At 71.1% G+C, this 20,174-nt stretch carries 12 protein-coding genes and 1 pseudogene; 4 read left to right on the forward strand and 9 right to left on the reverse strand.

The window, feature by feature from the left end:
* The first annotated feature begins 145 nt into the window (after nucleotides 1-145).
* Nucleotides 146-463: a hypothetical protein gene (locus ACFY0P_RS26070; protein WP_388917633.1), complete on the forward strand. Its 318-nt coding sequence runs from the start codon at nucleotides 146-148 to the stop codon at nucleotides 461-463.
* A 537-nt stretch (nucleotides 464-1,000) separates the two neighbouring features.
* Here the strand turns inward: ACFY0P_RS26070 and ACFY0P_RS26075 are convergent.
* The 7 genes from ACFY0P_RS26075 to ACFY0P_RS26105 form a co-directional block, all read right to left on the reverse strand.
* Complete coding sequence (locus ACFY0P_RS26075; protein ID WP_388917636.1) at nucleotides 1,001-1,927, reverse strand: DUF3592 domain-containing protein; 927 nt, start codon at nucleotides 1,925-1,927, stop codon at nucleotides 1,001-1,003.
* Nucleotides 1,928-2,591: 664 nt separating this feature from the next.
* A complete protein-coding gene (locus tag ACFY0P_RS26080; protein WP_388917639.1) occupies nucleotides 2,592-3,764 on the reverse strand; it encodes an NAD(P)/FAD-dependent oxidoreductase in 1,173 nt (390 codons plus the stop codon).
* Nucleotides 3,761-5,782, reverse strand: a complete 2,022-nt coding sequence (locus ACFY0P_RS26085; protein WP_388918178.1) for a LodA/GoxA family CTQ-dependent oxidase — start codon at nucleotides 5,780-5,782, stop codon at nucleotides 3,761-3,763. Before ACFY0P_RS26085 ends, ACFY0P_RS26080 begins: the two co-directional genes overlap by 4 nt.
* A 1,081-nt stretch (nucleotides 5,783-6,863) precedes the next feature.
* Nucleotides 6,864-7,421, reverse strand: a complete 558-nt coding sequence (locus ACFY0P_RS26090) for a PadR family transcriptional regulator (RefSeq protein WP_388917642.1) — start codon at nucleotides 7,419-7,421, stop codon at nucleotides 6,864-6,866.
* A gap of 168 nt (nucleotides 7,422-7,589) precedes the next feature.
* Complete coding sequence (locus ACFY0P_RS26095; RefSeq protein ID WP_388917645.1) at nucleotides 7,590-9,233, reverse strand: hypothetical protein; 1,644 nt, start codon at nucleotides 9,231-9,233, stop codon at nucleotides 7,590-7,592.
* Between the two features lie 55 nt (nucleotides 9,234-9,288).
* A complete protein-coding gene (locus ACFY0P_RS26100; protein WP_388917648.1) occupies nucleotides 9,289-10,863 on the reverse strand; it encodes a serine/threonine-protein kinase in 1,575 nt (524 codons plus the stop codon).
* On the reverse strand, nucleotides 10,860-12,626 hold the full coding sequence (locus ACFY0P_RS26105) for an FHA domain-containing protein (protein ID WP_388917650.1): 1,767 nt from the start codon (nucleotides 12,624-12,626) through the stop codon (nucleotides 10,860-10,862). Before ACFY0P_RS26105 ends, ACFY0P_RS26100 begins: the two co-directional genes overlap by 4 nt.
* Before the next feature lie 143 nt (nucleotides 12,627-12,769).
* On the opposite strand from ACFY0P_RS26105, the gene ACFY0P_RS26110 reads away from it, so the two are divergent.
* From ACFY0P_RS26110 to ACFY0P_RS26120, 3 genes and pseudogenes are all read left to right on the forward strand, one after another.
* On the forward strand, nucleotides 12,770-13,924 hold the full coding sequence (locus tag ACFY0P_RS26110) for a hypothetical protein (RefSeq protein WP_388917652.1): 1,155 nt from the start codon (nucleotides 12,770-12,772) through the stop codon (nucleotides 13,922-13,924).
* 797 nt (nucleotides 13,925-14,721) lie between these two features.
* Nucleotides 14,722-14,880: pseudogene (locus tag ACFY0P_RS26115) on the forward strand (IS5/IS1182 family transposase); the annotation flags it as partial.
* A 1,011-nt stretch (nucleotides 14,881-15,891) separates the two neighbouring features.
* Complete coding sequence (locus ACFY0P_RS26120; protein ID WP_388917655.1) at nucleotides 15,892-17,259, forward strand: MFS transporter; 1,368 nt, start codon at nucleotides 15,892-15,894, stop codon at nucleotides 17,257-17,259.
* Between the two features lie 32 nt (nucleotides 17,260-17,291).
* Here ACFY0P_RS26120 and ACFY0P_RS26125 read toward each other — a convergent pair whose 3' ends face one another.
* Both ACFY0P_RS26125 and ACFY0P_RS26130 read right to left on the reverse strand, forming a co-directional pair.
* Nucleotides 17,292-19,259, reverse strand: a complete 1,968-nt coding sequence (locus ACFY0P_RS26125; protein ID WP_388917658.1) for a helix-turn-helix domain-containing protein — start codon at nucleotides 19,257-19,259, stop codon at nucleotides 17,292-17,294.
* A gap of 76 nt (nucleotides 19,260-19,335) precedes the next feature.
* Nucleotides 19,336-20,142: a 3-hydroxybutyrate dehydrogenase gene (locus ACFY0P_RS26130; RefSeq protein ID WP_388917660.1), complete on the reverse strand. Its 807-nt coding sequence runs from the start codon at nucleotides 20,140-20,142 to the stop codon at nucleotides 19,336-19,338.
* Nucleotides 20,143-20,174 lie beyond the last annotated feature (32 nt).

The following is a 20,174-nucleotide window of genomic DNA, read 5'->3' on the forward strand; positions in this document are numbered from 1 at the left end:
GATCATCCGGTAGTCCGTCCCCTGCTTCTTCCCGGTACTCGTGTCCGTGTCGATGTTCTGCTGGTGAGGTGTCGAGCAGCCCCCTCCTCGTGGAGAACCCGAAGAGTGCCACTGGTGAAGGAACCCGGCTCCCAAGCCCCACAGGATGCCTTCCACGACCGTCATCACTCCGGACGGTGTCGGGCATGGCCGGGACAGCGTCCGTGTGGGCTCCGCCAGCCGTTCGCAGAACTCCCCCACAAGGCCCCCCAGCCTCGACCAGTCCGTCCCCACCCGCACGAACATCGCCCGACCCGATCAGCACGCCGCTGGCCTCCAGCACCGCGCCACCGCACTCGATCAGCGGGCAGCCCACGTCCCTGGCCCGCTCGGCGAGCGGCTACACGGCAACGCCGAACGCCTGCACGACCTCGCCGACGCCCACCACCGCACCCGCATCACTCTCCAGGACGGAACCGCTTGAGCCCCGCACCCGACGAACGCGACCCCATCCGCACGACCATGGACCGCATCCTGCAAGAGACGCCGCCACCAGTTGACCGTGGAGAACCGGCAACCGCGTGCAGCGCTGTCCCAATCCCGAGTCGCTGTAAGGGCATTGCCGTCCCGGCCGCCTCGCCCCGACCGGAGCCCGTGATTACCCCAAGGGCCCTCTGGGGGATCGTGGTAGGCCCAAAAGCCGCTTGTTGTTGATCTTGTGGCTCGGTCCGATGGCGTCCATCGCCCATTCGGCCGAAGGCCCTTGGTGGTGATGCCGACTGCCATGTGGCCCTGGGGTAGGACTGTGACCCGCGCCTGTCAGCTGCGAGACGACGTGGTCGCTCGTGTACCGAGTGACCGACGCGCGTGAGCGGGACCAGATCAACCGTGATGACGTCGACATCCACACCCGGGACCAGAACAGGTGAGATCGCCGGTGCCCAGACCGGCTGCGCCGAGCCGGCATCCGGTGCACCAGACCTCCTTTCTCGCCCGGTGCCTCGGTCTGCTGGACGTACGTTCAATCTGAGTGATGTGGCAGCGGAACTCCCGTGACGGTGATCGAGCCGTTCAGTGCCAGATCTTGGGAGAAGACATGGGCCCATGCGACCTTCAGGCTCCGCGCCGATGTCGGGACGGTCTGATCCAGCGTCAGCGTCTCGGAGACGGTGCCGCCGGCCGGCACGCTGATCGGTGCGAGCGGTTGTGCCGTGTAGGAGTTGCCTTGACCATCGGTGGCGGTGAAGTTGGAAAAGATCGGCAGGGTCACCGATGCGGCGGCGCCGTCGTGCACGCTGAACGTCAGACTGACGTTCCCGCCGGCGTTGACGACCTTGACGACGGTCACGGTCAGGGCGCCGTCGGCGGCGGACCACGCGCCGGTGGCCGTCGCGGCGGGGAGCGGTGTGGGGGACGTCGTCCGGCTTCCGGTCCCGGAACCGGCCGGCTGGCCGAGCCCCCGGGCGATGGGCGGTGGTGTAGGCGGCTGGTCATCGCTCTGCAACTCCCCGGCGATGCGCCCGCCCATGGAGGCGAAGCCGATCAGGAAGATGTTCAAGAAGACCAGGCCCGCCAGCATGGGCACGGTGCCCTGCTTGGCGCCCCGTTGGTCCACCACGCAGCGCATCGGGTTCCCCGCGCTGTAGCGGATCTTGACCGGATCGCCGGGGATCAGGAGTTTGTCGACCGCGCTGCGCATCGGTGAGGCGGTGATCAGCTCACCGGTCTGCGTGGTGAAGCGCACCACCGGGCGAATCGTGGTGGAGGAGGAGCTCAACCGCGTGGCCGTGTCGACGTGATGGGTCACCGTGATGTTGATCCGCACGACCTCGCCGGTCGTGGGCACGCCGCTGTTCAGCAGCTGACTCCGGCGTGCCCACCACAAGAAGGCGCCGATATCGACGGCCAGCAGGCCGGCTAGCGGCAATAGCACGAATAGCAACCACATAACTGCCCCTCAACGTCAATCCCTCGAATCGTCAGGAGTCTTACCCTGCGCCGAATCCTGGCGTCAAATTCGGTTCTTCAGCCGTGGTCACCCGTTGATTTGCGCGTTCCGACCGAAATATGCACAGGGATCCCGCAGTCTGATCGCGGTCGGTGGCGCGTGACCAGGAGCATGGGGTCCGCGCTCCTGGTTTGTTCCGGTAAAACTTCCGGTATTCCGTCCGGTTCTTCTTCCTGGTGCCCCTGTCCGCATCGATGTTTTGCTGTACGTGGTGACTCTGCTGCGCAATTCCTAGATACCTCCACCGCAAGGACCGCGACCGCGATGCCGATCCACAAGTCGCGGAACCTGTGCATCGAACGCGTCCACGAAGCTCCCGCCCACGAGACCGCCTGGACCGTAGCCGCCTACTGCTCACCCACCTCGCCGACGGCTACGGCTGGGACACCGACATCGGCGCCCCGGTTGACGAGAAGAAGGTCACCACAGCCACCCAGCCGCTCTCCGACGCCGGATGGAAGCACACCGTGGACGGGCGATGGCTCCGCCGGACGTCCCCCGACGAGGACGCCTGCGTCCCGGTGGGGCGATCCGAGTCGGAACTTAGATGTCCGGGCACCACATCGATCGGTGGGCGGGCCGTCACCGGGTGCTCCGACTGCGTTCAGAAGGGGGATTTGGGCAAGTCGGCCAGGCGCCGTGCCCAGAAGGTGCGGTGGATCCAGCGGGCTTCCTGGGCGTGGACGAGACGGTGGCCCCGCAGGTACGCAGTCCGCGCGGCCTCGACCTTGTGCGCATAGGCGGCGAGGCCGGATTCCGCGCCGCGATGCACACGACTCAGGTGGGCGTCGACGGCCAGGCCCGCGCTCATCCCGGTGTAGAGGGCCGTGAGGACGCCCTGGGAGGAGAGCGGGTCGAAGGCGATCGCCGCGTCCCCGGCGGCGGTCCAGCTGTCCCCGTACACCCGGTCCAGGTGCGCTGTGTGCGCGGCGGCCCGGCGTGGCGCGGCTGGTGGCGCAGGCGGGGGCCCGTGCCTGTGGGTCCACCGGGACACGTGCCTGGTGGCCGACAACCGTCGGTGAAAGTGGCGCGCGGTGTACGGGGCGGCAGGCAGGTCGGTGTCGGTGAAGTAGGCGACGAGGCGCCCGCCGGAGGGCTGTGGGGCGGTGTACCACCAGCCGTCCTTGTCTGATTCGACGAGGGAGCGGCGGTCGGTGTCCCGCGGGTCCGTCTCCAGGTGCGCGTAAAGGGCTGCGAGCCGGTCCCGGACCCACCGCCGGGCCCCGCACCGGACGGCGATCGCGGCAGCGCGGCCGGTGGCGTCGATCACCCAGCGGCAGCACACCGTGCGCTCCCCACCCGCCCCAGGAGCACCGGCACGGCCGGTCCCGCCGCGCAGAGCCAGAGTCCAACCGCCGTCCGGCCTCCGGGCCGTGCCGCGTACGGCCGTCCCCTCGGCGACCTCGGCTCCCGCCGCGCGGGAGGCGTCGCGCAGACGCCGGTCGAAGAGCCGCCGGTCGAGATGCCAGCCGTGGCCATGCGGATCGTTGATGAAGTCCACGGCGTGCAAGTCGGCCGAACCCCACGCCGAAAGACTGCCGTAGCAGGGCAAGTGCCCGGACCCGAGAACACGGTCAGCGACGCCGAGGTCACCGAGCAGGACCCGCCCGGCGGGCACGAGTGTCTCGCCGACCTTCGGCGGCCCGGTGCCGGCGTCCGCCAGCAGAACCGTACGGCCGGCCCCGGCGAGTGCGATCGCGGCGGCACAGCCGGCCGGGCCGCCGCCCGCCACCACCACGTCGTAGGTTTCCGCGCCCGGAGCCAGTGCGGGGCTCACCGCTCCTCGTGGAAGGGGTCGAGTCTTTCGAGGTATCCGGCGGCGATCTCCTCCTCGAGGTAGCCGGTCGCCTCCGCTGCCTCGCTGACCGCCTGTGCCACATGGTCGGCCTCGACGGTTTCGGGCGCGAGCCTGTCCGCCGGCCAGATTCCGCCTGCGGCGGCCAGCACGGACGGACCTGCCTCGGGCACCTGCAGGTTGACCAGGTTAGCCGTGTCCGGTGCCCGGTCGAGCGGTGCTCCCGGGCGCGACTCCACGTGGATCCGTTCGGGGAACTTGCCGTCGCCCACGGTGTAGTCGCGCACCTCGATGACGCCGAGCTTCGACCAGTCCTTGATCATCTGTGCGCGCTGCTCGTTCATGGTGCCGGTGAGGCCGCGCAGCCAGGTCGCCCGCCGCTCGAACGCCTCCTCGCGGGCACTGTCGTCGCCGTCGGCCGACGGCGTGTTGACCTTCTCGAAGTCCTCAAGCTTCAGCACATGGTTCGGCACCTGGGCAGGCCAGAAGGTCGGCAGGTACGGGCTGTAGCGGGGCCCGAGATTGGCCAGCACCTCGTAGCCGGAGCGGCAGCTCGCGGTGTCCGCCTGCCATGGGGCGGCCATCCAGCGGGTGAGGTCGCCGGGCCCTTGCGCGAACAGCGGGCCGTTCGCGGCCGTCGCTTCCTGCGGGGTGAGGGTGGGCCCGTAGTCGGGTTCCGCGGTGTTCGGGGCTCGGTGCTTGATGCGGAAGGGCGCGCTGAACATGCTCGGGGTCCTGATGGGCCAGGTGACTTCGCACCCGGGGTGGAACGCGTCGGCCGCACAGCTCTCCAGGGCGGCCCGGTCCAGCAGCCCCGGCTGCTCGGCGACCGGGGCGCTGTCCACGTTCGGTCGGGGCTGCCGCAGCGGTCCGGCCTGGAAGGCGCCGTCGGCCCAACGACTCAGCATCCAGTCCTGGGTCGGGGACAGTTTGCTGTGCTGACGCACGGACTTGGGCTTGCTGGCCATGGCGTCGCCGTAGAGCCACGGCCACGGCACCGGGGACGTTCCGTCGCGGTCGTAGTCGCGCAGGGCGACGTACGTCTGACGGCGCAGTTCCCGGTTCCGCTGGGAAGGATCGGCCAGCCGCTTCCGCATCGCCGGGGAGAGGAAGAAGTTGGGACCGTTCCAGCCGAACTGCGTGGCGAAACCATGGTTCACCCACTGCAGATCACACAACCGGCGCAGTATCGGTTCAATATGGTCGGCAAACGAAATCTGCGGCGGGCGGGTCAGCGAACCGGCCTTGACGAAGACATCGAAAAGCAGGTCGTAGAGGGTACGGACGGATTTCACGCCGGGGGCGTAGTGGGGGGGTCCCACCACGACCCAGGCGGGGGTGGCGGTCAGCTCTGTGCCGTCGATACGGACCTTCGCCGTCACCGGGCCGTCGGACACATCGTCGTACCAGGTGTCGTTGTTCGTGACTCCGGTGATCGGGCTGTTCTTGTAGGAGGCGGAGTTTCCCCTTCCGCCGAGCACCAGCAGGCGGCCGTCGGAATGGGTGGAAATCTCCCCGAGGTACACCGCCTTGTCCATGATCTTGCCGGAATCGAATTTCTGCGTCTCGGTCATCGAGCCACGAACGGTGCGGCTTCCGGGGTCGATGACCAGCTTCTTCCGGTCGACGCCCACGACGTCGGCGTTTCGTCGGCCGTATTGCTCCGGCGCGAGCGCCTTGCCCTCGGGGATGTCGAGCGGCACATGGAACTGGTACCAGGCGGCCTTCTTGTTGGCCAGGTGCACTGTCCACTGGATCTCGGAAACACCCGCGTCGCCCGGCTTCAGCTCCCGCACGACCTCCCCTGCGGCGTTGTAGCCGTACACCCGGAAACGTGCGGCCTGCCTTCGGATCGCCCCGGATCCATCCTTGTACGAGCCGAGGTCCTCCGGTTTCTGGTCCGGTGATTCCGGGCCGATGAAGGGTGTTTCCTTGCTGTTGCCGACCCGGGCGACACCAATGGCAGGGTGAATTTTCACCTGCACGATTTTAACGTCCATCGAACACCCTTCCGCTGCGGGACCGCCGGTTCGATCATAAACGTAATATCTTGCGATTTCGGCCGAACACCGAGATTGCCGAATGGCTGTGCGGATGCATCCTGGGGCGCCGAGGCGGCGCTCCCGGCGGGCGGGACCGGGAGCGGAGGACCGGCAGTCGTCCCACCGTCGTTCGAGCCATTCGGACACGGCGTCGTCCCAGAAGTTGCCGCGGTAGCGCACGTCCTGGACAGGGCGGTCACCCCCTTCCTCGCTGCAACCGCCGATGGAAGCGACGTGGTCGTAGACCGTGTTGGGTCCCGAGCCCGCCCATGTCCGCGCGCCAGAACCCCCTGATCCGTTGGTGCGGCCGCCACTCGGAGATCTGATGGCCGCCACTGATCGTCACCCGCTCCTGTCGCGGTGTCCCCGTAGCCGTACGCCTGGTGGATCACCCGGTGGCCGCCCCGGCCGGAGTCCCCCGCGGCCTCCGACAGGCGCAGCGGCGCCTTCAGGTAGTACATCCCGCCGCGCAGGTTCACCACCAGGTCCGACGCCATACGCGGCGCCCGGGCGCGTACAGCCTGTCGCGCGCGTGCCGGTGTGGCAGTGGTCCGGCCGCCGACGGCAGCGGCATCGTCGACAGTGGCGGTGTGCTGGTGCTCGCCCACTCCGAGAAGCACGACGCCATCGCGGCCTGGAAGAAGACCTTCGGCCGGTCACCCCGCGCCTCCCGGAAACACGTGAGACACGGAACGCATGTCGGTTACCGGCAGCGACGCCATTCCCAACGATCTATGCCACTCGGGCGTCCTTCGTCGGAGCGGGCCCGGAGCATTCCCGGGCCAGCGATGCCACCAAAGCCGAGAGCAGCACTGTTTGCGCTGGTCAAACGATGCGCTGCCGTTGTACCACCATCAGACGAAGAACCTGCTGGGTACTTCATTCCGCCGGCGAAGCATGACCACTCGCCGCACGAAGGCCACTGACACGCCAGCCCGGTCCACGCGTGATCCACGGTCGGCAAATTGCCCGCCTCGCAGTCCAACCCGACGCTGCGAAGCCCGATCTGGGGCCCTTGTCGACCCTCAACGCTGCGTAGTCAGCACCAAGTCAGCACGGGAGCTAGCACGGCACCGCCAATCATCATCCGCTCGTACGCGATGCCGCCGCGCAGTACGACGTGCTGGAGCTCCCGCTCCGCTTCGAGCGGTGCCTGCGGACCGGCCGCGTTCGCCTCGGTCCCCGTGAAGTCCCGCGCCTCTCCTGCCAGATAGTGCGCCAGCCGGTCCCGGTGCGCCTGCCGGTGCCGCTCCACCTCGCGGATCAGGGCGGTAGGGTCGTCGAAGGCGGCGCCCCGGATCTTCACGGCCAGGTCGTGGCGGACACTCTCCGGCTCGATCGAATCGTGCAACCAGGACGACAGCGCCGCCCGGCCGAGGTCGGCGACGCTGTATTCCTTCTTGTCCGGCCGGCCCTGCTGCGGGATGTCCCTGACGTCGACCCAACCGTCGTTCTCCATGCGCTTGAGCACGCGATAGATCTGTTGGTGGGTCGCGGTCCAGAAGTAGCCGATGGACCGCTCGAAACGCCGTGCCAACTCGTAGCCGGATCCCGGCTTCTCCAAAAGCGACACCAGAATCGCGTGCTCGAGCGCCATACCGCCGATCCTGCTATGCAACTCGTTGCATAGCAACCCTCGCCCGCTCCGATGCGACGCGCCTCACCCCGCCGAAAGCCCCTGTCCCGACGGCAGAGTCCCCGCCCGGTGACAACCCGGGCGGTCCGTTGCCGGTGGCGGGGCCGGACGTCGCCGGGGCGGTGGCTCTCAAGGACACTCGTAGGTGAAGCTCGCCTGCGCCTCCATCGGGGCCGACTGGTGCGAGATCCTCAGGCGGGCGGTCCCCCGGAAGCGACCCGAACCGCGGACCGTCCAGCGCAGGTGCACCCTGACCCGGCGCTCACCGCGGTGGGCGGTGCGGACCAGCTCGCCCGAGTCCTGGCCGTCGGCGCGCAGCCACCGGTATGTGACAGGGCCGCCGTGCCCGTCGGTGGTGACGACGCCGACCAGGTCGGCCGTCTGATCGCAGTGCAACGGCCCGGCGGGGGCCTGGACCCGCACGGCGACGACCGCGGGAGTGGGGGCCGGGCGCAGCAGCAGCCAGAGCAGGACGGCGGCGATCGCGACGACGGCGGTGGTGACGATCCAGCCCCGGCGTCTGCGGCGCGAGCGTGGGGAGGTGGCTGCTGCTGCCTCGGTCCGCCATCGTGCACGCAGGGCGTCCTGATCCTCCGAGGGAACCCCGGGCCCGAACCGGAGCAGGATCTCGCCGCAGTCCTCCCCTGCCGCCACCGGAGGCGAGGTGGCACGGTTGCGCTTGCCGAGGACGGTCGCCTGGGTGTCCGGGGCGGTGGGACGGCGAGCGCGGCCGACCGTGGTGAGCTGGTCGGCGACGGCTGGTGGGTGAGGTCCTGGGGCGGGCAGGGGAACTCGCGGGTCGGGCGGCGCGGCGCTGTGGTCGCGGGCCGCCGTGGCCAGTTGGTCGGCGGTGGCTGAAGGGTGGGACGCGCGGTCGGGCGCGGTAGCAGGGTGTTCGGGGTCGGTGGGGCAGGGAGCGGAGTCAGCCGGCGCCGGGTGACGGTTCGTCGGTGGAGTCGGGCGATCGGGTGGCACTGCAACGTACGGCGCCGGTCCCTTCGGCGACGCGAACTCCGGGGTCGACGCGGCAGTCGCCGCACGCAGCGCCGTGCGGCGCAGGAAGTCCGCCGGCAGCGCCCCGCGCCCGCCCACCAGGGCGGCCCGGGCCGCCGCCAGCCCCTCCGACTCGGCGGTGGCAGAGCAGCGGGCGACCAGGTCCGCCGCGGGGGTTCCGGGCTGCGTCCAGGCGGCGCCGAGGGTGCGGGCCAGGGCGGCCCAGGCAGCGGTGCCGACTGCCTGGCCGCCGGCGTGCGGCGTGTCGCCCGACACCCGTACTGCCGCCACGTCGCCCAGCACGGTGCCCAGCTCCGCCTCGGCCAGCAGGGCGACCCCGTCCGGGGTCATCACGACGGTGTCGGGGCCGAGTGAGCCGTGGGTCAAGCCTGCTGTGTGCAGGGCGAGGAGGGTCTGGGCGGTCTCGTTGAGGATGCTGGCCACGCTGCCCGCGTCCGGGCGAGGGCCGTTGGCCGACGACAGGACGTCGGCCAGCGTGGGGGCCGGTGGCCGGGCCGTCAGCAGCCACACCTCACCGGCCTCCGCCACGAGGTCGACCGTACCGAGCAGGCCGGGCAGCCTGAGCTTCGCCGTGGTGAGCACCGCCGCCGCCAGGCGCTCGCGCGTGCCTTCGGGCTCCAGCAGAGCGCGGTCGATGCGCAGCGCGCCGAGGGTGGGCTCGCCGGACCGGGCGGGGAGCAGGGCATGCCAGGTGCCGTGGCGCGTGTGCCTTGACCAGCCGGACAGGGGGCGGCCGGCCACTGTGGTGGCTGTCGTCATGTCGATCCGTTCTCGTCGCGGCAGGGGGTGGCTCTCGAGCCCCTCGGGAGCATGGTCAGCACGGCGGTGCGTCCAGGGAGGCCGTCTGGGGACCGTTCGCTGCCGCCGGGTCGCTGCTGAGCGTGACGTCCCAGGTGCCCCGGCACGGGTGGTTGGAGAAATCGGCCTCGAAGGTCACGTCGTACCGCGTACTCCCAGACAGGGGCTGGGATCGGGAGCCGTACGGGTCGGCGGGTGTGTCGACGTAGTAGTTCGCGGTGACGGTCAGCGGACCGGTGCCCGTCGTCACGACCGACACCGCCGCGATGAGCGTGCCCGGTTTCTGTCCGCGCTGCCAGGAGCCGATCGTGAGGGTGACCGTGCCGGGGGTGGCCACGCTCGGGGACGCGGTGGCCGGCGGCTCGGCCGGTGCGGTCGTCTCCGTGGACGGGGTCGGCGAGGGCGACGGGCTGTCCGAGGGCGTGACGGAGGGCGGTGCGTCGGCCGTGGGCGGGGCGACGGTCGGCGAGGTGGACGCGGAAGGTGAAGCGCCCGGCTTGGTGGGCGAGTCGACCGGTGACGGGGATGACGGGGTCGAACTAGCCACCGTCGTCGACGTATCGTGCGGGCGGCCCGTCACGTACGTCGCTCCGCCCGTGATGACCACCAGCGCGGCCACTCCACCGGTCGCCGCCTTCCAGCCCCCTCGTTTCAGTCGGCCCAGCAGGGTCAGCGCACTGGCTGAGCCGTCGAGCACGGCGGTCGGGGTGAACGGGAACAACAGGGCGAGCAGCGCGGCGAGTTCGGCCAGTCTGCGACGGCCGCGCTCCTCCCAGCCGGCGCCATAGCCTTCGATGGCGGACCGTTCCAGGTCGGCGAGGAACGTCTCGACGTCGGGCCGGTCCGCGGGGTCCTTGGCCAGGCCCGCGCGCAGCAGCACACGCACCGGCGCGGGTACGTCGTCCAGCGGGGCCGGGGCGCGCAGGTGCTGCAGGCGCAGCGCGGTCACGTCGTCGCCGGGGAACGGCCGCCGGCCGGTCAGACACTCGAAGAACACCACGGACGCCGCGTAGACGTCGGCCGCCGGGCCGGCGGGCTCGCCGTTCCACTGCTCCGGCGCCATATAAGCGGGCGTGCCCGCGGCCTCGGTCTCCCGGCCGCTGCGCACCGCGATGCCGAAGTCGGCGAGCGCGCTGGTGCCGTCGGCGCGGACCAGGACGTTCTCCGGCTTGTAGTCGCGGTGCACCACCCCGGCCGTGTGGGCCGCGCCCAGCCCGAGCAGGGAGCCCTTGAGCAGGACGAGCGCGGCCTCGGGGCCGGTCGCCCCGTGTCGACGCAGCAGGTGGCGCAGGCTGACGCCGTCCACCGCCTCCATCACGATCGCGGCACCGGCGCGTGCCTCGACGTACTCGTACAGCCGCACCACACACGGGTGCCGCAGCTCGCCGAGCAGCCGGGCCTCGGCCCGGAAACGGGCCAGGAACTCGCGGTCCGCGCGCAGGCGCTCGCTCAGGTACTTGATGGCGACGGGCACGCCGGTCGCGGTGTGCCGGGCGAGGACGACCCGGCCGCCTGCTCCCTCGCCGAGCGCGCGGACGGCCTCGTAGCCGGGTACGGCCCAGCCGCCGTCGGCGTGCGTGTCCTGGGTCATGCCGTCCCCTCCACCGGCGCGGGGAGCCCGGCGCCCTGCGGTACGTCCTTCGCGTCCCGCCGGCGCCGTGCCCGGCGCAGCAGCCAGCGCACGGGCGCGGCCCACACCGGGAAGGCGACCAGGGCGACCACGGCCGCCTCGATCACCGTGGTCCACGGCTCGGCCAGCCGGCCCTCGAGCAGGTCGCCGATCCGGGAGCGCCAGGCCAGCAGGGCGAGGGCGAGGAAGCCGTAGGTGCCCACGACGACCGCGAGGCCGTAGGCGGCCATGCCCGCCTGGCGGGGGCCGGGCCGGTTGCCCGCGCGCAGGTCTCGCCACAGGCCCGTGCGGAAGTAGGCGCTCGCCTCCTCGCGCAGCCGTGGTACCCGCAGGGCGTCGGTCAGCGCCTGGTAACCGTCCAGCGGCATCAGTGGGTTGAAGTTGTAGAGGGTGTTCAGGTAGAGGCCGAAGGCCAGGTGGTAGAGGATGGCCGAGACGGGTCCCGAGGGCAGCAGGGCCGCGCCCGTGGCGCACCAGCCGGCCAGCGCCGCCGTGGACAGCGGCCCGGACAGGGCCACCACGACCCGTGACCAGCGGGAGCCGAACCACATGTCGCTGGTGTCCACGAACGCGAACGGCATGCCCATCATCAGCAGGAACCCGCCGCGCCGGACCTTGCGGCCGTACGACTTCACGGCCAGCGCGTGCGTCAGCTCGTGGACCAGCAGCGCGGTCACGTATCCGGCGGCCAGCAGGACCGGGCCCCACACGCCCGCTCCGCCGAAGTCCAGCAGGTGGTGCCGGCCCTGAGCGGCGAAGAACGCTACGAGGCCGCCGGCGACCGACAGCCAGGCGAGCAGCACCCCGGTCCGGGTGAACAGCCGCCAGCCGAAGGCCCGGTAGAGCCGGGTCACCAGTCGGTCGAGGCCCGGGACGGACAGCTCCAGCTTGAGCAGCGCCCGGTACACGGCACTCGCCGCGCGCCGCCAGCCCTTCGGCCGCTCCTCCTCCGGCCGGCCGGGCAGGCCGCGCAGCAGTCCGGCTTCCGCGAACGCGGCCAGCGTGGACTCGATGCGGGGCAGGGCGAGTTCGCCGTAGCGGTCGGCGTAGGCGAACAGCAGGTCCCGTACGGTGTTGTCACCGTCGACGGCGTGCCAGAGGAAAACCTGGCGCTCGTCCAGTTCCAGATAACGGCCGGTGCGGGTGCTGCTGAGCACCCAGCGGGGTGCGCCCCGTTCGGTGGGGATCTGTTTGAGGGCCCAGCCGGAACGGCGGCGGGGGCACGCGGTGAGAGGGCCGTTTGCCTCGGGGGCCTCCTCCTGCCCCGCCTGTCCGGCGGTGGGCAGATGGGTCAGCTCGGTGCCGACGACCATCGTGCGCGAGCCGATCCGGGTGTCGCGGGGCTGCTCGAACACCAGGCGTACGTCGCCCACGGACAGCTCGGTGCCGTCGGCAAGCCCGGCCGCGCCGCCGTGCAGGTCGACGCCGCCGACGGTGGTGCCGTTGAAGGAGTCCAGGTCCTCGATCCGGAAGCCCTCAGCAGTGCGGACGATGCGGGCGTGGCGGCGCGAGACGCTGGTGTCGGACAGGACCATGTCGTTGTCCTCGCCCCGGCCCAGTGTGGTGACCGGGCCGGTCAGCGAGACGAGCAGGGTGGGGTCGTCCAGGCCGCGCAGCTGAGGCGCGGCGTACGACGTCGGTGCGGCACCCCGGCGCGGGGTGCCGCAGTGCAGGCAGTACGGGAAGTCGCGCCGCACGTGGACGCGACAGACACGGCAGAGCATGCGGTGGCTCAGCCGGCGCCGGAGCCGCTGGCGAACGTTCCTGCGTCGAAGCCTGCGTCGGCTTCCGCGGCGGGGCCGGAGTCCGGCAGGTGCGTGGCGGCGTTTCCGAGGCTGGAGGCGGGCAGGCCGCCCTGGACGATGATGTGAGCACTGTGGTCACTCTCGCCGGAGGCGGACAGGCCACCCTGGACAATGATGGCGTTACCACCGCCGGGCTCACCGACACCGCCGGGACGCCGACCTATGTTCTCCTGGCTGCCTGCGCCGTTTCCGTCGCCCTCACCGTCACCGCCGCCATGGCCACCGCCACCGCTGGGACGATTGGTGTTCTCCGGGTCGCCACCACCCTCACCCCCACCGCCACCGCCCTCACCACCACCGTGACCACCACCGCCACTGGGACGATTGGTGTTCTCCGGGTCGCCACCACCCTCACCACCACCGCCACCACCCTCACCACCACCGCCACTGGGACGATTGGTGTTCTCCGGGTCGCCACCACCCTCACCACCACCGCCACCACCCTCACCACCACCGTGACCACCACCGCCACTGGGACGATTGGTGTTCTCCGGGTCGCCGCCACCTTCGCCACCGCCGCCACCGCCCTCACCACCACCGTGACCACCGCCACCGCTGGGACGATTGGTGTTCTCCGGGTCGCCACCACCCTCACCACCACCGCCACCGCCTTCGCCGCCGTCACGGTCGTAGATGCCACCGTGGCCGAAGTGACCGGCGTCCCCGCCGCCTTCCCCGCCGAAGCCGCCATGCCCCCCGAAGTCGCCGAAACCACCGGAACCGACACCACCGTCACCGAAACCACCGGAGCCGACACCGCCGTCACCAAAGCCACCGTCACCGAAGCCACCGTCGGCACCGCCGCCGAACCCGCCGTCGCCCCCGGCGCCGAAGTCACCGAAGCCCCCTTCGGCACCCCCACCGACCTGCCCACCGAGCCCGCCGAGGTCCGCGCCCGTACCCGCGTTCCCGTGATCGTCAAAACCGCCGAAGTCGCCGAAGTCGCCGAACTGCCCCTGACCACCGGCCAATTCGACGGGCGACCGGTCCAGCAGCGGGCCGCCGAGCAGGCTGTGGGAACCGGTCGACGCTACGTCGACACTGCCGACGCCCTCCTGACCCGCGGCGGGATCCGGCAGCTCCGACGAGTGGCCGGCGGGGGCCGGGCCCCCGGCGTCGTGGTCGCCGGAGACCTGGTCCGCCGGAACGGCGTGGGGCGTGGAGACGTCATGCGTAGCTGCGGAGACGTGGTCCGCCGGTACGGCGTGGTCGGTTGATACGGCGTGGTCGGCCGGGACGTCGTGGTGCGCCAGCGCATGCGCCGCGCTTCCGAAGAACAGGGACGACTTGGACAGCCGTGGGTCGAGAGCGGCCGGTCCCCCGTCGCTGCCGGACTCTACGCGGAGGGAGCGGAGTTCGGCGACCTGCGCGGGCGACAGGCCGAGTCTTCGCGCCACCTCGTCCGTGTCGCCATCGAGCTCGGCACGGAAGGCCGGATCGACGGCCAGACGGGTCAGGGCAGCACGATATGCATGGTCGGTCACGGTTCGGTCTCCGTCGGTCTGCGGGCGCTGATGCCGATCGCGGCGGAGCCGAGGATCCCCCCTGGTCGGCGGCAACTGCTATTTCCGGCCATCCCCGCCGATACCTGCAGAACACGTTATAGAGGCTTGGCATGGGCAACGCAAGAGCATCGAGCATGGCTGCCCGACGAGGACCAGGAGCGTCTGGACCGGCTCGCCGGCGTGCGCAAGAACGAGGCGGTCTGGGAGCACCAGCGCAAGTACGAGCAGAGCAAGCGCCAGTATCTGGGCGAGGACGTCCTCAAGGACACCGGCAGCGCCGTCGTGTGGTGGCTCACGAAGAACGACGAGCACGTGGCGAAGACCGTGGCCGACCTCCCCTTGCTGGCGCAGCTGACCTCCGCTGCCAACGACACCGACATCCCCGAGCGCCTGCTCGAGATGCTGCCGGACCGGTCGGGAGGACCCGGGACGCCGGACATCGGCACGGAGTCTGCCGATCTCCCGGCCCGTGAGCCCTCGGCTGCGGACCACCTGTCGGGGTTCTTCCCTGCCGCGGGACACCTACCATCGCCGAACGCGGCTACCGGGGCACCGGCCTGCTCATCCCGCACCGCAGACGACGGGACCGGACCCACCTCAGCCCGCGACGGGAAGCCGAGAACGCCACCCACTGCCGGGTGCGAGCAGGTTTCGAACGCGCTCACTCACATCCCATGAGGACACCCTCTGGACGATCCGGTCCTTCGGGCTCCATCCATCCGTGGCCGGGGCGCGCCGTGAGCGGCACGGAACATCAGGCGCACCCTCAAAGCGTCACAGGAACCCGGACCGCATGAGGCGCCGACCGCCTCGCAGCGCCAGCGCAGCCCATCTCGACGAAGCCGCACCGGAACACTCCTGTGCGTCTTCGTCGTCGCACTGTCTTGTGATGAGGTCCCCGTCAGGATGGTTCCGGGAGGGGCTTCGCCGTATCACCCGCTATCACTCAGCTGTCACGAACTCGGCGGACCCTCTGGAACCAGAAGGCGCTGACCTGCAATTCCGTGCCTGCCTTGGAAGCGCTGGACGTCCATCGACGGTCTCTACAACCTGTGCCATGTGGTATCGCACACCCAGGCGACTCCCATAAGGCGTCGCCCTTCCTGCCCTCAGTACCTCCCACGCACGAAGCCGAGGGACAGGAAAGGTCCGGACCGTACGCGGACCAACCAAGACGCAAAGGCCACCGCTTACACCCTGCAGTTCAGGGGCTCGCAAGCGCTGAACCACCAGCAGACGAGCGTACTTCGCGCAGGCGCAACGCCTTGTCTGCCCGCAGAGCCGAGCGGCATAGCCGGGTCGGCCTCTCAGTCAGGTCGCCTTCCGCGCAACGGCCCTGAGCCGATCAGCCCCAAGATGTCCGAGTTCAACGGAGCGTAGTCAGCACCAAGTCAGCACGGTAGGGGTGAACACGGGTGATGACGTGGGCTTTTAGTCAGCACCAAACCAGCACGGGAGTCAGCACCGCACAGGGAAATCACCCCGAACCGTGCGTCCCGGACAGCACTCGTTTCGACCATCTTCGAGCCCCTGAACCGCCCTTCCGTGAGCCAGCATGGTGGCCGCATGCATAGCTAACGCTCGAACTATGTTGCTCCACCACATGTGCGCCTGACCTGCATGTTTCTACCGTGTGCCGACACGTACCCGTCCCCACCACACACGAGGAAGTGGCGCACATGGCCTCCGGAACCACCGCTCCCCCACCACCCGTGAACCTAAAGCGCATCGTCGCCGCCAGCCTGATCGGCACGACCATCGAGTGGTACGACTTCTTCCTCTACGGCTCCGCGGCCGCCCTCGTCTTCAACAAGCTGTTCTTCCCCGACTCCGACCCGCTCGTCGGCACGCTGCTGTCGTTCCTGACGTATGCCGTCGGGTTCGCCGCCCGGCCGCTCGGTGCCCTGGTGTTCGGGCACTTCGGCGACCGGCTCGGTCGCAAGCGGCTGCTCGTGCTCAGTCTGCTGCTGATGGGTGGGGCGACGTTCGCGATCGGGCTGCTGCCCACGCATGCGACGGTCGGCGGTGCGGCACCCGTCCTGCTGACCCTCCTGCGGCTCGTCCAGGGGTTCGCGCTGGGCGGTGAGTGGGGCGGAGCCGTCCTGCTCGTCTCCGAGCACGGGGACGCGCGCCGGCGCGGCTTCTGGGCGTCGTGGCCGCAGACCGGGGCCCCGGCCGGCCAGTTGCTGGCGACCGGCGTGCTGTCGCTGCTCACCGCCGTCCTGTCGGACGACGCCTTCGCGAGCTGGGGCTGGCGGATTCCGTTCCTGCTCTCCGGAGTGCTGGTCGTCGTCGGTCTGTGGATTCGGCTCTCCGTCGACGAATCGCCCGTGTTCCGGGAGGCGTTGGCCCGGTCCGAGGCCCGGCGGACCGCCGGGAGCGCCGAACAGCCGCCGCTCGTCGGCGTGTTGCGGCACCACTGGCGTGACGTGCTCGTCGCGATGGGCGCGCGGATGGCGGAGAACATCAGCTACTACGTCATCACCGCCTTCGTCCTCGTCTACGCCACCACCTCCGCCGGTGTCTCCAAGCAGACCGCGTTGAACGCCGTACTCATCGGCTCCGCCGTGCACTTCGCCGTCATCCCGGCGTGGGGCGCGCTGTCGGACCGGGTCGGACGACGGCCCGTCTACCTGCTGGGCGCGGCCGGGATCGGGCTGTGGATGTTCCCGTTCTTCGCCCTCGCCGACACCGGGCGGTTCGGGTACCTGGTACTGGCGGTGACCGTCGGCCTGGTGCTGCACGGCGCCATGTACGCGCCCCAGGCCGCGTTCTTCGCCGAGATGTTCGCGACCCGGATGCGCTACTCGGGCGCCTCCGTCGGCGCCCAGTTCGCCTCCGTGGCCGCGGGTGCGCCCGCCCCGCTCGTCGCCACCGCCCTGCTGGCCGACTACGACAGCTCGACCCCGATCGCCCTGTACGTGATCGCGGCGTCCGTGCTCACCCTGGTCGCGGTGGGCGTGGCGAAGGAGACCCGGCGGCGCGACCTGGCCGACGACGGCGCCGCGACCGTCCCGGCGCGTGGCGAAGACGTACCCGCCCGCTGAGTCCGCGCCGCCGGTCCCCCGTCCCCGGGGGATCAGCGGCGCTCCGGCGCCGCCCCCAACCGGTGCAGGCGCAGCGCCAGTTGGATCTCCAGGGCGCGGGCGGGACTCTGCCAGTCGGCGCCGAGGAGGCGGGCCACCCGCTCCAGCCGCTGGGCCACCGTGTTCACGTGCACGTGGAGTTCGTCCTTCGTGCGGGCCGGGCTCATCCCGCAGGCGAAGTACGCGTCGAGGGTGCACAGCAGTTCCGTGCCGCGCCGTGTGTCGTAGGCGACGACCGGGCCGATGGTGCGGGTGACGAACGCGGCGACGTCCCGCTCACCGGCGAGGAGCAGGCCGAGGAAGCCGAAGTCCTCGGCGGCGGCGCCGTCACCGCCCCGGCCGAGGAGGTTCAGCGCGTCGAGGCAGCGGCGGCCCTCGGCGTAGCCGGCGGCCACGGTGTCGGGGCGGGTGGCGAGGTCGGCGACGGGGGCGGAGGCGCCGACGCTCACCGGCTGGTGGACGGCGGTGCCGAGGTGCCGGGCGGTGCGCCGGGCCACGTCGGCGGCAGTGTCGCCGGGGTCGAGGGGCAGCAGCAGAACGGTGCCGCCGTCGCGGGCGGCGGCCAGGCCGTGCCGGGTGGTGGCGAGGTGGGAGGCGGCCGCCCACAGCCGGCGACGCGCTGCCGCCGCCTCCTCGGCACCCGTCGCCGGGCCTTCCAGGCGGGCGGCGAGCACGACGTGGGTGGCATCGAGGTCGGCGTGCAACCGTGCGGCGCGGTCCCGCAGTTGGCGCGGTTCGCGGTCACGGGCGTCGAGGAGGTCGTCCAGCAGTTCGCCGCGCACCCGCTGTTCGGCCTCGGCGGCGGAGCGGCGGGCCAGCAGGAGCAGCGAGGTGACCATCGCGGCGCGCTCCAGGGTGCGCTGGTCGACGGGGTCGAGGCCGGGACGGCCGCGCAGTACGAGCGCGCCGAGGAGTTCGCCGCCCGCGGCGACCGCGGCGATCCAGTCGTCGCCGTGCCGTACCGCGTGCCCCTCCGTGCGGGATGTCTCCAGCGACCGCGTGTCGGCGGTGTCCGTGAACTCGACCGTACCGCCGAGGACCTGGGAGACGGCGGCGGCGACGTCCTGGACCTGGCCGCCGCGCAGCACGAGTTCGGCGAGCCGGTCGTGGATGTCCGAGGCACGTTCGATGACCACGCTGTGGTCCTTGATGATCTCGTTGGCCCGCTCCAGTCCGGCCACGGCCGAACGGGTCTCGGTGAGCAGGTTCGCCGTGTCGATGGCGGCCGCGGCGAGCGCGGCGAAGGAGCCGAGCAGCGCGATCTGCTCCCGTTCGAAGACGCGCTCCCGCCGGTCCGCCGCGAACAGCACGCCGATGACGTGCGGCCCGAGCATGAGCGGGACACCGAGGATGGCGACCAGGCCCTCGTCGCGCACTCCGGCGTCGATGGTGAGTGTGTGCTGGAAGCGGTCGTCCTTGAAGTAGTCGTCGGTGACGTACGGCCGCGCGGTCTGCGCGACGAGTCCGCCCAGCCCCTCCCCCATGCCCAGCCGCAGCTGCTGGAAGCGGGCCGCGACCGAGCCCTCGGTCACCCGCATGTAGGTGTCGCCGCGCGCCGGGTCGTTCAGGCTCAGGTAGGCGACGTCGGTGCCGAGCAACGAGCGGGCGCGCTGGACGATGGCCTGGAGCACGGCGTCCACGTCCCGCAGTCCTGCCAGGTCGTGGGCGGTCTCGAACAGGGCGGACAGCTCGGCCTCACGTCGGCGTCTGCCCTCCAGCTCGGTGCGGACCCGCAGCGCCAGGAGCTTGGCCCGCTCCAGCGAGGCGATCCGCTCCGGCGGGCGGTTCTCGGCGCGGGCGAGCAGCACGGGCTGCTCGTACGCCTCCGCCGAGGCGCCCCTGGCCAGCAGTTCGAGGTACACCGGCTCGGCACCCCCGGGCATTTCGGCGCCGGGGTCGAGGGCACCGGTCGCCGCGGCCGGGGCCGGCCGCCTGGCGGACTGCACGTGATTGCGAGACATGGTCACAGGATTCCGCATCGCCGCTCGGGCCCGTCGGGCCTGTGGAAAACTCCCGGGCCGACGGGTGCCCGGTCCGTCAGTGGGCCGTCCAGCCGCCGTCGAGCACCAGCGAGGTGCCCGTGACGAATGATGCCTGGGGGCCGCAGAGGTAGGCCACGGCCTCGGCGACCTCGTCCGGTTCGACGAGCCGTTTGACGGCGCTGTCGGTCAGGAGCACCTCGGACAGCACCCGTTCCTCGGGGATGCCGTGCGCCTGTGCCTGGTCGGCGAGCTGCTTCTCGACCAGTGGGGTGCGCACATAGCCCGGGTTCACACAGTTGGAGGTCACGCCATGGGGCGCGCCCTCCAGAGCGGCCGTTTTCGACAGACCCTCCAGACCGTGTTTGGCGGCCACATAGGCGGACTTGTACGGGGAGGCGCGCAGACCGTGGACGGAGGACACGTTCACGATCCGCCCCCAGCCCTGCCCGTACATGTGCGGCAGCGCGCCCCTGATGAGCCGGAACGGCGCCTCCAGCATCACGGTCAGCACGGTGTGGAAGACGTCCGGCGGGAACTCCTCGATGGGACGGACCAGCTGGATGCCCGCGTTGTTGACGAGGACGTCGGTGCCGGCGGCTGCGCGTTCGGCCGCGTCCAGGTCGGTGAGGTCGAGGACGTACGGCTCCACGGCCCCGCCGCCCGCCGGGCCCAGGGCCCGCCCGGCCGCGTCCACGAGCTCGGCCAGTCCGGGCTCGTCCCGGTCGACGGCTCTGACCCGGGCACCGGCCGCCGCGAGACGCAGGGCGCAGGCACGGCCGATGCCTCCGGCCGCGCCGGTGACGAGGGCGGTGCGGCCGTACAGGTCGAGGCCGGGGACGGTGGGGTCGCTGGGCGGGCTCATGGGTCGACCCTAGGCGGCGGCCCCCCGCTCCC

This window comes from Streptomyces sp. NPDC001714 (assembly GCF_042892755.1).
Taxonomy (GTDB): Bacteria; Actinomycetota; Actinomycetes; order Streptomycetales; family Streptomycetaceae; genus Streptomyces.

Bases quoted from the DNA above. Each gene is read 5' to 3' on its own strand.
- ACFY0P_RS26070 (WP_388917633.1), top strand. From the start codon at position 146: ATGCCTTCCACGACCGTCATCACTCCGGACGGTGTCGGGCATGGCCGG.
- ACFY0P_RS26075 (WP_388917636.1), bottom strand. From the start codon at position 1,927: ATGTGGTTGCTATTCGTGCTATTGCCGCTAGCCGGCCTGCTGGCCGTC.
- ACFY0P_RS26085 (WP_388918178.1), bottom strand. From the start codon at position 5,782: ATGGACGTTAAAATCGTGCAGGTGAAAATTCACCCTGCCATTGGTGTC.
- ACFY0P_RS26090 (WP_388917642.1), bottom strand. From the start codon at position 7,421: ATGGCGCTCGAGCACGCGATTCTGGTGTCGCTTTTGGAGAAGCCGGGA.
- ACFY0P_RS26095 (WP_388917645.1), bottom strand. From the start codon at position 9,233: ATGACGACAGCCACCACAGTGGCCGGCCGCCCCCTGTCCGGCTGGTCA.
- ACFY0P_RS26100 (WP_388917648.1), bottom strand. From the start codon at position 10,863: ATGACCCAGGACACGCACGCCGACGGCGGCTGGGCCGTACCCGGCTAC.
- ACFY0P_RS26105 (WP_388917650.1), bottom strand. From the start codon at position 12,626: ATGCTCTGCCGTGTCTGTCGCGTCCACGTGCGGCGCGACTTCCCGTAC.
- ACFY0P_RS26120 (WP_388917655.1), top strand. From the start codon at position 15,892: ATGGCCTCCGGAACCACCGCTCCCCCACCACCCGTGAACCTAAAGCGC.
- ACFY0P_RS26125 (WP_388917658.1), bottom strand. From the start codon at position 19,259: ATGTCTCGCAATCACGTGCAGTCCGCCAGGCGGCCGGCCCCGGCCGCG.
- ACFY0P_RS26130 (WP_388917660.1), bottom strand. From the start codon at position 20,142: ATGAGCCCGCCCAGCGACCCCACCGTCCCCGGCCTCGACCTGTACGGC.